Below are 14189 nucleotides of genomic sequence, written 5' to 3'. Positions count from 1 at the left end.
CCGGGTGATCGTACGCCCGTCAGGCCGCCCGGGACGCGGGGACGCGTCCGGGGGCGAGCCCGGCGAGCGCCCGGTGCCCCTCCCGTTCGGCGCGTTCGACCCGTTCGGCGGGCAGCGCGCCCTGCCACCATTCACCGGACGCGACGTCGGCGGCGTCGCGCACGTCCACCAGCGCGGACGCCAGGCGCTCGCGGGCCCGCGCGGCCCGCGCCGGGTCCGGGGCGCCGGCGCCGATGGTGCGGGCGGCGGCCGTGGCGGCGTCGAGGCGGTCGAGGGCGGCGCCGACCCGCCCGCCGGCACGGCGGTTGGTGACGAGGGCGCAGCTCAGCAGCCCGGCCGCGACGCCGACACAGGTGTCCAGCCAGCGCTCGGCCGCCAGCCGCCCGGCGGGCTGGAGCGCGGCCAGCTCGACCATCAGCAGCGCCATCGGCGTCACGAACACGCTGCCCAGCCAGTAGTTGCGGGCCATCGTCGCCTCGGTGCAGAACTGCAGGCCCATCACCGCGGCGACCAGCGCGAGACCGCCCGCGCGGGTCACCGGGAGCAGCGCGGTGAACAGCGCGAGCCCGGCCAGGTTGCCGAAGGCCCGCTGCAGGCCGCGGCTCCAGCTGAGGGTGATGTTGGCCTGGAAGACGGCGGCGGCGGTCACGACCGCCCAGTACGGGCGGCCGACGCCGAGCGCCATCGACGCCCAGCCGGCGAGCGCGGCGCCGACGGCGACGCGGGCCGCGACGGGCAGCAGCGGCGACCCCGGCCGCAGTGCCCCGAGCACGCCGCGGACGCCGCGCGGCGCGGCGGCGGCCCGGTCGGCGGCGATCCCGGCGAGCTCGCCGTCCTCGCCGGGACGGCCGGGCGCGTCCGGCACGGGCCGGTTGCGGCGCAGGTCCGCGGCCCAGCCGGTGAGCCGGTCCGGGTCGTCCGGGGTGCCGGCGACGACGGTCCCCGCGTGCACGAGGAGGCGTTCGAGGCGCCGCCGGTCCGCGGCGCGGCCCGCGGTCCGGGCGCCGGACCGCAGCAGCGTGTGCCAGGCGGCGTTGATCGCGGCGGCCGCGTCGTGGCGGGCCCGCGCGGCGCCGTCCGGCTCCGCGCCGGCGAGCCGGGACGCCGCCTCCAGTGCGCGGGCCACCGCCGTGCGCTCGGGGCCGTCGGGCCGGACGAGGCCGGGCGCCATGACGACGAGCCAGGCGACCGCGCCGCCTGCGAGGCCGAGCGCCAGGTGGAACGGGACGTCGGAGAGCCGCGCGTCCGGGACGAACAGGCAGCTCGCCGCGACGAAGGTGAGGATGAGGCCGCCGGGCGGCCCGGTGCGCGCCGCGTCGCAGAGCGCCTTGTGCGCGGCGGCGAGCAGCGCGGCGACCGCGACGCGGATCGCCGCGGAGTCGGTCGAGGCCGCGGTGACCAGGGCGATCCCGACGCTAGCGACCATGCCGAGCACCATCACCGCCATGAAGCGGGCGCGGGAGGCGTACGGCTCGCCGTGTGCGTAGAGCGCGCACAGCGACCCGGCGGAGGCGTAGAGCGCGAGGTCGAGGCGGCCGAGCGCCAGCAGGACCAGCGCCGGCACGCCGAACGCGATGGGCGCGCTCAGCGCGGCCTTGTGCCAGATGTCGGCCGCCTTGCCGACCTTCAGGACGCCGCGCAGCGGAAGCGGCCGGATCCGGACGACCGGGGCGCCGATGCTCTCTTCGCTCACCCCTAAAGCTTAACAAGTAATTTACTCGTGAAATATATGGAGAGCGTGTGCTCCCCGCCACGTTCCCGCCCGGCTCCATGATCGTGGTCGAGGGCCGGTCAGAGGCGGCAGAATGGGGCGGTGCCGAAGAACTCCGGGCCAGCCCACGTGCCCGCGGGACTCGTGCTCCTCGTCGGCCCGCCGGCTTCCGGCAAGACCGGCTTCGTGCGGGCGCTGCTCGCGCACGGGCAGATCGACGAGGGCGCCGTGGTCTCCAGCGACGAGATCCGCGCGGAACTCCTCGGCACCTCACCGGCCGACGCGGACTCCGACGCGGCCGACGCACGGATCTTCGAGGAACGCGACAGCAGGATCGTCGCCCGGCTCGCCGCCGGACGAACGGCGATCGCCGAGTCCACGAACGTCGCCCCCCAGGCACGCGCCCGCCTCATCGCCATCGCCAGGCGCTTCGACGCCCCGGTGACCATGCTGCGATTCGCCCCGGACCTCGGCACCCTCCTCCAACAGCACGCCGGCCGGGACCGTACTGACATCACCACCGCGGACGTCCGCGCCTACGCCGCGGTCATGGCCCGCCACGGCGGGGCCGACCAGCTGCGCGCCGAGGGCGCGAACGCCGTCCACGACGTCCCCGGCCGCTCTCAAGGGGTTACGGCCGCCGAAGCCGCAGCCCACTTCTCATTCACCTGACGACATCCAGGCTCATCTGCCCACGGGCCGCACGGACTCCTGCGGAGCAGGACTAGGGCTTCAGCCAGGGGTAGCGTGCGGTGTCACCGCTCGCGTAGTCCGGGTCCAGGTAGATGAACACGCGCTGGATCTTCCAGTCCCGGATCTCGAAGACGTCGCACCAGCGGCCGGCGCCCCACTCGGGCACACCCGCCCGCCACGGCCCGTCCCGGTGCTCGCCGTGGCTCGTGCCCTCGACGACCAGAGTGTCCCCGCCCGAGAACACCCAGTTGAACGTCGCGTAGTGGTGCTGGATGGACCTGATCGTCGCGCCGACGTCGCCGAACAGCCGCCCGATCGCGTCCTTGCCGGTCGCCAGCCCCCACTTGGGGAAGTAGACCTGCGCGTCGTCGGCGAACAGGTCCAGCAGCGGCGCCCCGTCGGACGTCACCCCGCCGTTGTCGAATCCCTTGAGGTACTCCAGCGCGACCGACTTGCGCTGCTCGTCCGTCATCGTCTGCCTGCTGACCGCCAACTACCTCACCCGTCCCGTGCGCAGTGGGAGCCGCCCCGCAGACCGTACCCCGGCGGGCGTCCCGCCGTTAGCCCTCCGGACGCGCGGGCACCACCGGAACAAACCTGACGCGTCAGAGGTTAGGGTTGCCTAATTACCACTGATCCATTTCGGCGGAGGTCCGCATGGCCACGGAACCGGTACGCAGAGGGCGCAGGCTCAACCGGGGGACGGTGCTGCGCACCGAGCGCCTCACCCCGCACATGATCCGCGTGGTGCTCGGCGGCGAGAGCCTCGCCGGGTTCGGCGCAGGCGAGTTCACCGACCACTACGTCAAGCTGCTTTTCCCGCAGCCCGGGGTGGCCTACCCCGAGCCGTTCGACATGGAGAGGGTCCGCGCCGAGATGCCGCGCGACCAGTGGCCGAGCGTGCGGACCTACACGGTCCGCGCCTGGGACCCCGAGGCCGTCGAGCTGACCATCGACTTCGTCCACCACGGCGACAAGGGCATCGCCGGGCCGTGGGCGGCGGCCGTCCGGCCGGGCGAGGAGATCTTCTTCAACGGCCCCGGCGGCGCCTACGCGCCCCGCGCCGACGCCGGCTGGCACCTGCTGGCCGGCGACGAGAGCGCGCTCCCCGCGATCGGCGCCGCCCTCGAGCGGATCCCCGAGGGCGCGCCCGCCCGCGTGTTCGTCGAGGTCGCCGGCCCCGAGGAGGAGCAGGACCTGCGCACGCCCGCCGGCACCGAGATCACCTGGCTGCACCGCGGCGGCGGCCAGGTCGGCGACCTGCTGGTCGAGGCCGTGCAGAAGCTCGACTTCCCCGACGGCGAGGTGCACGCGTTCGTGCACGGCGAGGCCGGCTTCGTCAAGGCGCTCCGCCGCCACCTGCGCGTCGACCGCGGCCTGCCGATGGAGCAGCTGTCGATCTCCGGCTACTGGCGCCGCGGCCGCGACGAGGACGGCTGGCAGTCGAGCAAGCGCGACTGGAACCGAGAGGTCGAGGAAGAGGAGGCCCGCGCCCTCTCCTGACGGCGACCTCCGCTCGCCGGCGCTCGCTGCGTTCGCCGTGCGATCGGTCGGCCCGCTTGGACAGGCGGCCTCCGGTCGCCGGCGCTCGCCGTGCGGTCGGGGGACCGGTCAGGCGGTGGCTTCGGTCCGGTCGTCCAGGTCGGGGCCTTCGTCGTCGGCGAAGCCGGGAAGCCAGCGCTCGGCCTCGGCGCGGTAGTCGCCCTCCGCCTCCAGCTGGCACAGGACTCCGCCGCCGCCCGCCAGGGCACGGCTGACCGCCAGGTACTGCGGCGGCAGCCGGAACTGGCGGGCGAGCGCGCCCGGCCGCATGTCGGAGGCGAGGCCGAGGCCCCGGGACGTCTGCTCGCGCATCCATTCGCGGGTGTAGCGGAACCGGTCGACGGCGAACGGCGCGGCGTGCGGGGTGACAAGCGCGGCGACCTCCTCCGGGTCGACCTCCGCGTCCGGGGCGAGGAAGCCCTCCTCCCACAGCGCGTCGACGATCTCGTCGGGGTCGCCGAGCGTGCCGATGCGCAGCAGCCGGCCGATCGACCACTGCAGCTCGCCCGGGACGCGGGCGGCGCCGCCGAAGTCCATGACGCCGAGGCGGCCGTCGTCCAGCACCCGGAAGTTGCCCGGGTGCGGGTCGATGTGGATCATCTCGCAGCGGGACGGGCCGGACAGCAGGAAGCGGAACAGCAGCAGGCCGGCCCGGTCGCGCTCCTCCTGGCTCCCCTCGGCGATGACCTTGGCGAAGGGCGTGCCGTCCAGCCACTCGGTGACCAGCACGTTCCCGGACTGCGCGACGACCGCGGGGACGACGAAGTCGGGGTCGTCGGCGTAGGCGTCGTGGAAGGCGGTCTGCGCGCGCGCCTCGTCGACGTAGTCGAGCTCCTTCTCCAGCCGCCGCTTGAGGTCGGCGATCACCGGTTTGACCTCGACGCCGGGGAACAGCGGCGTGATCACGCGGCTCAGCCGGGACATCTGGTTGAAGTCGCTCATCAGGGCGTCGGCGGCGCCCGGGTACTGGACCTTGACCGCGACGGTCCGCCCGTCGTGCCAGACGGCCTTGTGCACCTGGCCGATGGACGCGGCGGCGGCGGGCCGGTCGTCGAACTCGGCGAACCGCTCGCGCCAGTCCGTGCCGAGCCCTTCGGCGAGGACCTTGTGCGTGGTGGCGGCGGGCATCGGCGGCGCGGCCTCCTGCAGCCGGGTGAGGCTCGCGCGGAACGGCGCGGCGACCTCCTCGGGCAGCCCGGCCTCGAAGATCGACAGCAGCTGCCCGACCTTCATCGCGCCGCCCTTGAGCTCGCCGAGCACGGAGAACAGCTGCTCGGCGGTGCGGCGCTGGACCTCCAGCGCGACGGCCTCGGCGGGCCGGCCGATGGTGCGCTTGCCGAAGCCGAGGGCGGTGCGCCCGGCGAAGCCGAGCGGCAGCGTCGCCAGTTTCGCGGTCCGCGTCACCGCGCGGCGGGGGATGTCAGTCACGGCCCGGCCGCCCCTCGTTCGACAGTGCGTCCAATGATCTCCAGCCTCTCATGGCGAACGAATGCCACGAAATAGTCATTCCCGCTAAAAACTTCAGCGCTCAGACCGGCTCGGAGATTCCCGCGCCGGTCCGCGGCCGGGCGGCCGGACCGGCGGGCGCATCATGCCCGCACGGGCGCAGCAGCAGCTCCACCACCTCGAGGGCCTGCTCGATCTCCGGCCGGTTCCCGCCGAGGTAGTGCGCGTACATGAACGAGTCCGCGATGCGGACGACGGCCTGGGCGAGCGTCCGGGTCGGCAGCGGCACCCGCAGCGCGCCGCGGTCGGTCTCCCGCTGCAACTCCCGGGTCAGCAGCTCGGTCGCGCGGTCCTCGATGGTGCCGGGCATCGTGGCGAGCCGGATGAACAGCCGGGGCTCGCGCTCGGTGAACGCCTTGAGCGGCGCCGCGTCCACCACCGCCCGCATGAACCGGTCCAGCACGGTCAGGATCCGCTCCGGGCCGGTGCCCCGGACGCCGCGCGCCGCGACCCGGTAGGTGCGCTCGGTCATCTCCGCCAGCACGGTGCCGAGCAGCTGCTCGCGGCTGCCGACCCAGCGGTAGAGGGTGGCGCGGCCGACGCCCAGCTCGGCGGCGAGCGCCGACATGTCGATCGGCTCGCCCCGCAGGTAGTGCGCGGACGCCGCGGCGAGCGCGGCCTCGGGCCCGGTCGGGCGGCGCGCGGGCGCCGCGGCGGGTGACGGGCCGGGCCGCCCGTCCGGGGGAACGGAGCTGCCGCTCATCCGCCCAGCATGACACAGCGGGGACCGTGCTCCGGCGGCCTTGCGGACCCGGGCCGGGGGCGAGGGTCAGGCGCCGGCGACGCGGTCGATCAGTGCGGCGAGCAGCGCCGTCCGCGGGACGACGGAGGCGAGGTCGAGCCACTCCCCCGGCGCGTGGTCGCAGCCGCCGACGGGTCCGAGGCCGTCCAGGACGGGCACGCCGAGCGCGGCGATCAGGTTGGCGTCGGCGCCGCCGCCGGTGGCCGCGTCCCGCACGGGGACGCCGACCGTCCCGCCCGCGAGGACGGCCTGGCCGACCAGCCGGGCGGTGGCCTCGCCGCGCTCCCACGGCGGCATCGGGGCGTGCTCGGTGACCTCGGCGGCGACGCCCGGCACGCCGTGCTCCGCCGCGAGCCGCCGGATGTCGGCGATCATCGCGTCGAACGCCGCGGCCCGGTCGGCGCGCACGTCCACCACCAGGCGGCCCGAGGCCGCGACCACGTTCGGCGCGGACCCGGCGGCCAGCACGCCGACGTTGACGCCGGCGCCGGGCCGGGAGCCGTTCAGCGCCTGGCACGCGACGGTCAGCCGCGCGGCGGCGAGCGCGGCGTTCGCGCCGCGGCCCGGCTCGATGCCGGCGTGCGCGGCCCGGCCCCGCAGCGTGATCTCCAGGTCGGTGACGCCGCTGCGCGCGGACACCAGGTCGCCGTTCTCGCGGGCGCCCTCCAGGCACAGGGCCGCGGCGGCGCCGCGCGCCTCCGCCTCCAGGACGGCCCGGCCGAGCGGGGAGCCGGTCTCCTCGTCGGGCGAGCAGACCAGGACGATCTCCCCGTACCGTTCGGCGCCGAGCGCGATCAGCGTCTCGACCGCGGCGATCCCGGCGAGCAGGCCGCCCTTGTCGTCGCAGACGCCGGGGCCGTGCGCGCGCCCGAGCGCCCCGTCGACCCGGAAGGGCCGCTCGGCGGCGGTCCCGGCGGGGAACACGGTGTCGAGGTGCCCGGCGAGGACGATCCGGGCGCGGCCGGTGCCGCGGCGGCGGGCGACGACCGCGGTCCGGCCGTCCGCCAGCGGCCGCTCCTCGGCTTCCAGCCCGGACTCGCGGGCGTATCCGGCGACGAGGCGGGCGGCGCGGTTCACGCCGGGGACGTCGGCCGTGCCGCTGTCGACGCCGACCAACGCGGCCAGCCGCGCGAGGTAGCGGTCGCGGCCCGCGCCGGCCGCCGACAGCAGCGCGTTGCCGCCGATCGCGGCGCCCGCGGCCGTTACCATGACACCTCGCGAACGAGAGACTACCCGGAGTGATCAAGGGTAGTCGGTAGGTGTGGAAGACAGAAGCGGGGACGCCGGACGCAAGGGCCGGCTGCTGATCATTGGCGGGGCGGAGAACCGGACCTGCGGCTCCGGGCCCCTGGAGACGTTCGTCGAGCTGGCCGGCGCGGAGGACGCGCGGATCGTCGTGGTGACGACCGCGACGGAGGTCCCCGAGGAGGTCGCCGAGGAGTACACCGCCGTGTTCGGGCGGCTCGGCGTGTCGTCGGTGCGGGAGCTGCGGCTGCTCGGCCGCGCGGCGGCCGACGACGCCGCGACGTTGCGCGCGCTGGACGCGGCGACCGGGGTGCTGTTCAGCGGCGGCGACCAGTCGCGGATCCGGACGCTGGTCGGGTCGCGGACCAACGAGCTGCTCAAGCGCCGGCTGGAGCAGGAGGGCCTGGTGATCGCCGGGACGAGCGCCGGCGCGACCGCGATGGGGCACTGGATGATCCTCGGCGGGCACGGCCACGAGGTCGCGGCGTCCAGCGTGAAGGTGGGGCCCGGCCTGGCGCTGCTGGACAACGTGCTGATCGACATGCATTTCAACGAGCGGGGGCGGCTGCCGAGACTGCTCAGCGGCATCGCGCTCGACACCCGGCTGCTCGGCGTCGGGATCGACGAGGACACCGCGATCGTGGTCGGCGACGGGCAGTTCCAGGTGGTCGGCACCGGGGTCGTGACGGTGGTGGACGCGGGCCAGTCGACGGTGGCGTACGCCGCGTCCGACGACGAGCCGATGGCGATGTTCGATGTGTCCCTGCACCTGCTGCCCGCCGGGTGCTCGTTCCAGATGCACGACCGGCTGCCCGCGATCGGCACGATGCGCGGGCCCGGGGAGGAGTAGCCGTGCGGCTTGAGCATGTGCGCCGCCTCGGCGGCCCGAACGTCTATCTGGCCCGTCCCGTCGCCATCGCGCGCCTCGACCTGCAGGGGCTGACCGGGCACGAGACCACCGACCATCCGGGGTTCGCGGAGCGGCTGGTGGCGGCGCTGCCGGGGCTGCGCTCGCACCACTGCTCGGCGGGCCGGCCGGGCGGGCTGCTGGACGCGATGGCCCGCGGCACCTATTTCGGCCACGTCACCGAGCACGTGACGCTGGAGCTGTCCGGCCTGGCCGGCCGGGAGGTGTACTTCGGCCGGACGGTCCGCTCCGGCGGCCCCGGCGACTATGAGCTGATCCTTGAGTGCCCGCGCGACGAGCCGGCCGACACGGACGTGGTGGAGCACCTGGTCGAGCTGGCTGTGCGGACGGTGACCGCGGCGCTGTCGGGGATCGTGCCGGACCCCGCGCCGGCCCTGGCCCCGATCGCCGCGGCGTACGAGGCGTCGCGGCTCGGGGTGAGCACGGCCGCGCTGGCCCGCGCGGCCCGCGAGCGGGGCATGCCGGTCCGACGCGTCGGCGATCTGAACCTGCTGCGGCTCGGGTACGGGCGGCACCGCCGGCTGGTGTGGGCGGCGATGACCGGCGGCACGTCCGCGATCGGGATGGAGATCGCGGCGGACAAGCGGCTGGCGCACCGGGTGCTGGCGGACGCGGGCGTCCCGGTCCCGGAGGGCCGGGTGGCGGCGTCGCCCGCCGAGGCGGTGGGGGCGCTGCGGGAGATCGGCGCGCCGGTGGTGGTCAAGCCGCTGTCGGGGCACCAGGGCGAGGGCGTGCACATCGAGCTGTCGGAGCCGCCGGAGGTGGTGGCGGCGTTCACCTCGGCCGCGGGCGAGGACGGCCCTGGCAACCGGTGCGAGGTCCTCGTCGAGTCCTACATCCCGGGCCGCGACTACCGGGTCCTGGTGGTCGGCGGGCGGGTCGCGGCGGCGGCGGAGCTGACCGCCGCGCAGGTCACCGGAGACGGGACGTCCACGGTCGCGGAGCTGGTGGAGCGGGTCAACGCCGACCCGGCGCGCGGCGAGGGCCATGACCGCCCGCTGACCCGGATCGTGCTCGGCGCGACCGAGCTGGCGCTGCTGGCCCGGCAGGGCCGCGGCCCGGACACGGTGCCCGCGGACGGCGAGACGGTGCCGCTGCGCCGCAACGCGAACCTGTCCACCGGCGGGACGAGCCGCGACGTCACCGGCGACATGCACCCGGAGGTCGCCGCGATGTGCGTGCGGGCCGCCTCGACCGTGGGGATGGACGTGTGCGGGATCGACCTGCGGCTGCCCGACATCGGCTCGCCGCTGCCGGCCGAGCGCGGCGCCGCGGGGATCCTGGAAGTGAACGCCGCGCCGGGGCTGCGCATGCACCTGGCCCCGTACGAGGGCGAGCGCCGCGACGTGGCGGGCGACATCGTCGACCTGATGTACCCGCCGGGGACCCCGTCGCGGGTGCCGGTGGTGTCGGTGACCGGCACCAACGGCAAGACCACCACGGTCCGGATGATCGCGCACATGCTGGAGATGGACGGCGTGCGCACCGGCATGACCAGCACCGAGGGCGTGTACGTGGGCGGCCGGCTGATCCACCGGTCGGACGCGTCCGGGCCGCGGTCGGCGGAGATGGTGCTCGGCGACCGGTCGGTGGAGGCGGCGGTGCTGGAGACGGCGCGCGGCGGGATCGTCCGGCGCGGCCTCGGCTACGACAGCGCCGACGTCGCGGTCGTCACCAACGTCACCCGCGACCACCTCGGCATGGACGACACCGAGTCGGTGGACGACCTGATCGACATCAAGGCGCTCGTCGCCGAGGAGATCCGCCGGGGCGGCCGCCTGGTGCTGAACGCGGAGGACGGGCCGTCGGCGGGGCTGGCCGAGCGTCCCGCGGTGCGGCGCCGCGACCCGGAGCTGTGCTTCTTCGCGATGTCGGCGGACGCGCCGGTGCTCGTCCGGCACCTGGAGGGCGGCGGCACCGGCTACCACGTCGAGGACGGCTGGCTGACCGAGGCGCATGGCGGGCGCCGCACCCGGGTGCTGCCGGTGGAGGACGTCGCGGGCTCGTCGGGCGGCCAGGCCGGGCACGTCGTCGCGAACGCGCTGGCCGCGCTCGCGGCGGGGCGCGCGCTCGGCGTGCCGCTGGAGGTCGCCGCGCAGGCGCTGCGGACGTTCGAGCCGCACACCCGCAACCCCGGGCGGGGCTGCGTCTACCAGGTCGGCGAGAACCCGGTGCTGGTCGACTACGCGCACAACCCGGCGGCGGTCGCCGCGGTCGGCGCGTTCGTGCGGGCCCGCTGGGGCGGGGGCGTCGCCGCGGTGACGCTGCCCGGCGACCGGTCCGACGAGCTCGTCGCCGAGACCGCGCAAGCGCTGGCGGGCGCGTTCGGACGGGTGGTCGTCTACGAGGACGAGGACCTGCGGGGCCGCCGCTCCGGCGAGATGACCCGGCTGATCGTCCAGGGGCTGCGGGAGGGCCGCCCGGACGTGCGGCACCATCCGGCGGGCGACCTCAAGGGGGCGCTGGCCTCGGCGCTCGACATGGCCCGGCCCGGCGAGCCGGTGCTGCTGCTGTACGAGAAGCTGGAGCCGGTCGTCGAGCTGCTCGACACCCTCGGCGCCGAGCCCGCGATGCCCTGACTAGGACGGCTCCGGTTCGGCGCGCGTCCCGCCCGGGGCCTTCGCTCCGCCGGGGGGCGCGGCGGGCTCGGGAGCACGCAGGAGCAGGACGGCGACGGCCAGCAGCGCCAGCACGACGATCCCGTCCATCCAGTAGTGGTTCGCGGTGCCGACCACGACGGCGATGGTCGCGACCGGGTGCAGCAGCCACAGCCACCGCCAGCGCGTCCGGCACGTGACGACCAGCCCGATCGCGATGATCGCGGCCCAGCCGATGTGCAGCGACGGCATCGCCGCGTACTGGTTGGCCATCGTGTCGTGCTGCGGCGACCCGTACACCGACGGGCCGAAGCGGGCGGCGGTGTCGATCAGGCCGGTGGCGGGGAGCATCCGCGGCGGCGCCAGCGGGACGAGCAGGTGCAGCGCGAGCGCCCCGGCCGTCAGCGCGACCAGGACCCGGCGGATCCACCGGTAGTGCGCGGGGCGGCGCAGGTAGATCCAGAGCAGGAACAGCGCCATCGCCGGGAAGTGGACGTAGGCGTAGTAGCAGTTGGCGACGTGCACCAGGAACTGGCTGTGCAGCAGCTCGTGCTGGACGTGCAGCTCGTTCGGCAGGTCCAGGGCCCGCTCGACGTCCCAGATCCGGTGCGCGTTGCCGAACGCCTCCCCCACCCGGTCGTTGGCCAGCAGCCGCCCGAGCTTGTAGATCGTGAACAGCACCGCGATCAGCAGCAGCTCGCGGACGGGCCGCGGCCGCCCGCCCGGCCGCCCCCCGCCCGGCCGTCCCGGTCTGCGCAGCCGCGCGAACGACGAGACCGGCCGGGACGGCTGTTGGAGGAGGCTCATGCTGCTGTCCTTCTGGCGGGCGGTCCACCGCGCTCGGGCGAGCCGGCGGCTGCGGGAAAGGCCCGGGCCGTCCCCTCGTCGGGGACGGCCCGGGCCCTCGGTCAGGTCACGGCCGGGTCGAGCTCGCGCTCGTCCTCGCCGGGACGCGGCGCGGGGCCGCCGTCCCCGCCGCCGTGTCCGTCGTGGAGCAGATGCCGAAGCCTCTCACCTTCGACGTCCACGTTGGGCAGGATGCGCGCGAGCCACCGCGGCAGCCACCAGGCGGACCGGCCGACCAGCGCCATCACCGCCGGGACGATCGTCATCCGGACGACGAAGGCGTCGAAGGCGACGCCGGCCGCCAGCGCGAAGCCCATCATCTTGATCATCGACTCGGAGGAGGACAGGAACCCGGCGAACACCGCGATCATGATCACCGCGGCGGCGGTGACGACGCGGGCGCCGTGCCGGAACCCGGTGACCACCGCCTCGCCCGGGGCCGCGCCGTGCACGTGCTCCTCGCGCATCCGGGTGACCAGGAAGACCTGGTAGTCCATGGCCAGCCCGAACACCACGCCGATCATGAAGATCGGCATCATGCTCATGATCGGGCCGGTCGTGTCGACGCCGAACAGCCCGGACAGCCAGCCCCACTGGAACACCGCGACGACGGCGCCGAAGGTGGCCGCGACGGTGAGCAGGAACCCGAGGGTGGCCTTCAGCGGCACCAGCAGCGACCGGAACACCAGCATCAGCAGGATGAACGCGAGCCCGACGACGAGCCCGAGGTAGGGCGCGAGCGCGCCGCTGAGCTTGGCCGACACGTCGATCATCATGGCCGTCCGGCCGGTGACCATGGCCTCGGCGCCGGTCTGCGCCTTCAGCCCGTCGCCCTTGTCGCGGATCGCGGACACGAGGTCCTCGGTCTGCTGCGTGCTCGGGCCGCTCTTCGGGATCACGGTCAGCACGGCGGTGTCGCCCTTGGCGTTCGCCTGCGGCGGCGTCACGGTCACCACGTCCGGGAGGGACTTGATCTCGCCCGCGAAGGTCTGCGCCGCGGCCTTGGCCTGGCCGCCGTCGACGACGACCATCAGCGGTCCGTTGAAGCCGGGGCCGAAGCCCTTGTCGAGCAGGTCATAGGCCTTGCGCTGGGTGGTGGCGGGCGAGGCGGCCTCGTCGCCGGGCATGCCGAGCCGCAGGTCCAGCGCCGGGGCGGCGATGACGCCCATGCCGACGATCGCGAGCAGCAGGACCGGCAGCGGGCGGCGGATGATGAACCGCGCCCACCGCTCCCCGAACGGCGGCCGGCCGCGCCGCGACACGCCGCCGCGCAGGAACGGGATCCAGCCGCCGAGCACCTTGCGGCCGGCGAAGCCGAGCAGCGCCGGCAGCAGGCTCAGCGCGATCAGCACGGCGACGACCACGGCGAACGCGGCGGCGAGGCCCATCTCGGTGAGCATCGGGATGCCCACGACGGAGAGGCCGGCGAGCGCGATGACGACGGTCAGGCCGGCGAACACCACGGCGGACCCGGCGGTGCCGACGGCGCGTCCCGCGGCCTCCTCCCCGCTGCGTCCCTCCTGCAGCTCGTGCCGGTAGCGGGAGACGATGAACAGCGCGTAGTCGATCGCGACGGCGAGGCCGAGCATCAGCGCCAGCGTCGAGGTCATCGAGCTCATCTCGAACAGCCCGGTCGCCGCGGTGATCCCGGCCATCGCGATGCCGACGCCGAGGATCGCGTTCAGCAGCGGCAGCCCGGCGGCGATCAGCGACCCGAACGTGATGATCAGCACGACCGCGGCGATGGCGACGCCGATCACCTCGGTGGCGCTCTGCTCGGGCATCGCCTGGGTGGCGTCGCCGCCCATCTCCACCTGGAGCCCGGCGTCCTTCCCGGGCTGGGCGGCGGCGGTCAGCGCGTCGCGCGCCGCGTCGGTGAGGTCGATCGCCGGCACCTTGTAGGTGACCTGCGTGTAGGCGATCCGGCCGTCCTGCGAGACGGCCTTGGCCTGGTACGGGTCGACGACGGAGGCGACCTGCGGCGCGGTCTTCAGCTTGGCGACGACCTTCTCGACGCCCGCCTTGCCGGCCGGGTCGGTGACGGTCTTGCCGTCGGGCGCGGCGAACACGACCCGTGCGGTCGCGCCGTCCGCCGATGCCTGCGGCATCCGGTCCTTGAGCAGGTCGATCGCCTGCTGGGACTCGGTGCCCGGCATCGAGAAGTCGTTGGAGGTGGGCCCCTTGAGCACCGCGGCGCCGACGCCGAAGAGCACGAGCAGCCCCACCCAGAGCAGCGTGACGAGCCGGCGGCGCCGGAACGAGAACCGGCCGAGCCGGTAGAGGAAGGTGGCCAAGAGAGCGTCCCATCGGTAACGGGGCGTGCGGACATGGCCCCACGGCGGCCGGCCGTCGGGCTGTCACTTCGGTCAGGGGGGTGGA

General features: G+C 75.0%; 11 protein-coding genes. 4 read left to right on the top strand and 7 right to left on the bottom strand.

Features of this window, described 5'->3' with window-relative positions:
• Positions 1-19: 19 nt before the first annotated feature.
• The gene (locus J4709_RS24345; RefSeq protein ID WP_208244114.1) at positions 20-1693 is read right to left on the bottom strand and encodes an FUSC family protein; all 1674 of its coding nucleotides are present in this window, start codon (positions 1691-1693) and stop codon (positions 20-22) included.
• 120 nt (positions 1694-1813) lie between these two features.
• Here J4709_RS24345 and J4709_RS24340 point away from each other — a divergent pair, with 120 nt between their 5' ends.
• Complete coding sequence (locus J4709_RS24340; RefSeq protein ID WP_208244113.1) at positions 1814-2383, top strand: ATP-binding protein; 570 nt, start codon at positions 1814-1816, stop codon at positions 2381-2383.
• A gap of 52 nt (positions 2384-2435) precedes the next feature.
• On the opposite strand, the gene J4709_RS24335 is transcribed toward J4709_RS24340, so the two are convergent.
• The gene (locus tag J4709_RS24335; RefSeq protein WP_208244112.1) at positions 2436-2897 is read right to left on the bottom strand and encodes a nuclear transport factor 2 family protein; all 462 of its coding nucleotides are present in this window, start codon (positions 2895-2897) and stop codon (positions 2436-2438) included.
• A gap of 164 nt (positions 2898-3061) precedes the next feature.
• Here J4709_RS24335 and J4709_RS24330 point away from each other — a divergent pair, with 164 nt between their 5' ends.
• Positions 3062-3907 (top strand): siderophore-interacting protein, encoded by an 846-nt coding sequence (locus J4709_RS24330; protein ID WP_208244111.1) that lies wholly within the window; start codon positions 3062-3064, stop codon positions 3905-3907.
• Positions 3908-4015: 108 nt separating this feature from the next.
• Here J4709_RS24330 and J4709_RS24325 read toward each other — a convergent pair whose 3' ends face one another.
• The 3 genes from J4709_RS24325 to J4709_RS24315 form a co-directional block, all read right to left on the bottom strand.
• Entirely contained in the window at positions 4016-5374 is a 1359-nt protein-coding gene (locus J4709_RS24325; RefSeq protein ID WP_208244110.1) for an ABC1 kinase family protein, read from the bottom strand.
• Positions 5375-5474: 100 nt separating this feature from the next.
• On the bottom strand, positions 5475-6155 hold the full coding sequence (locus J4709_RS24320) for a QsdR family transcriptional regulator (RefSeq protein WP_208244109.1): 681 nt from the start codon (positions 6153-6155) through the stop codon (positions 5475-5477).
• A 66-nt stretch (positions 6156-6221) separates the two neighbouring features.
• Positions 6222-7403: a M20/M25/M40 family metallo-hydrolase gene (locus J4709_RS24315; RefSeq protein ID WP_208244108.1), complete on the bottom strand. Its 1182-nt coding sequence runs from the start codon at positions 7401-7403 to the stop codon at positions 6222-6224.
• A gap of 52 nt (positions 7404-7455) precedes the next feature.
• On the opposite strand from J4709_RS24315, the gene J4709_RS24310 reads away from it, so the two are divergent.
• Complete coding sequence (locus tag J4709_RS24310; protein ID WP_208244107.1) at positions 7456-8289, top strand: cyanophycinase; 834 nt, start codon at positions 7456-7458, stop codon at positions 8287-8289.
• 2 nt (positions 8290-8291) lie between these two features.
• Entirely contained in the window at positions 8292-10946 is a 2655-nt protein-coding gene (cphA, locus tag J4709_RS24305; RefSeq protein WP_208244106.1) for a cyanophycin synthetase, read from the top strand.
• On the opposite strand, the gene J4709_RS24300 is transcribed toward cphA, so the two are convergent.
• Together J4709_RS24300 and J4709_RS24295 are read right to left on the bottom strand one after the other, a co-directional pair.
• Complete coding sequence (locus J4709_RS24300) at positions 10947-11771, bottom strand: phosphatase PAP2 family protein (protein WP_208244105.1); 825 nt, start codon at positions 11769-11771, stop codon at positions 10947-10949.
• A 101-nt stretch (positions 11772-11872) separates the two neighbouring features.
• Positions 11873-14104 (bottom strand): MMPL family transporter, encoded by a 2232-nt coding sequence (locus J4709_RS24295; RefSeq protein ID WP_208244104.1) that lies wholly within the window; start codon positions 14102-14104, stop codon positions 11873-11875.
• Positions 14105-14189: the final 85 nt, after the last annotated feature.

This window comes from Actinomadura violacea (assembly GCF_017573465.1).
Classification (GTDB): domain Bacteria; phylum Actinomycetota; class Actinomycetes; order Streptosporangiales; family Streptosporangiaceae; genus Spirillospora; species Spirillospora violacea.
The sequence above is the reverse complement of the archived record's forward strand: the minus strand, read 5'-3'. Positions and strand labels throughout refer to the sequence as shown.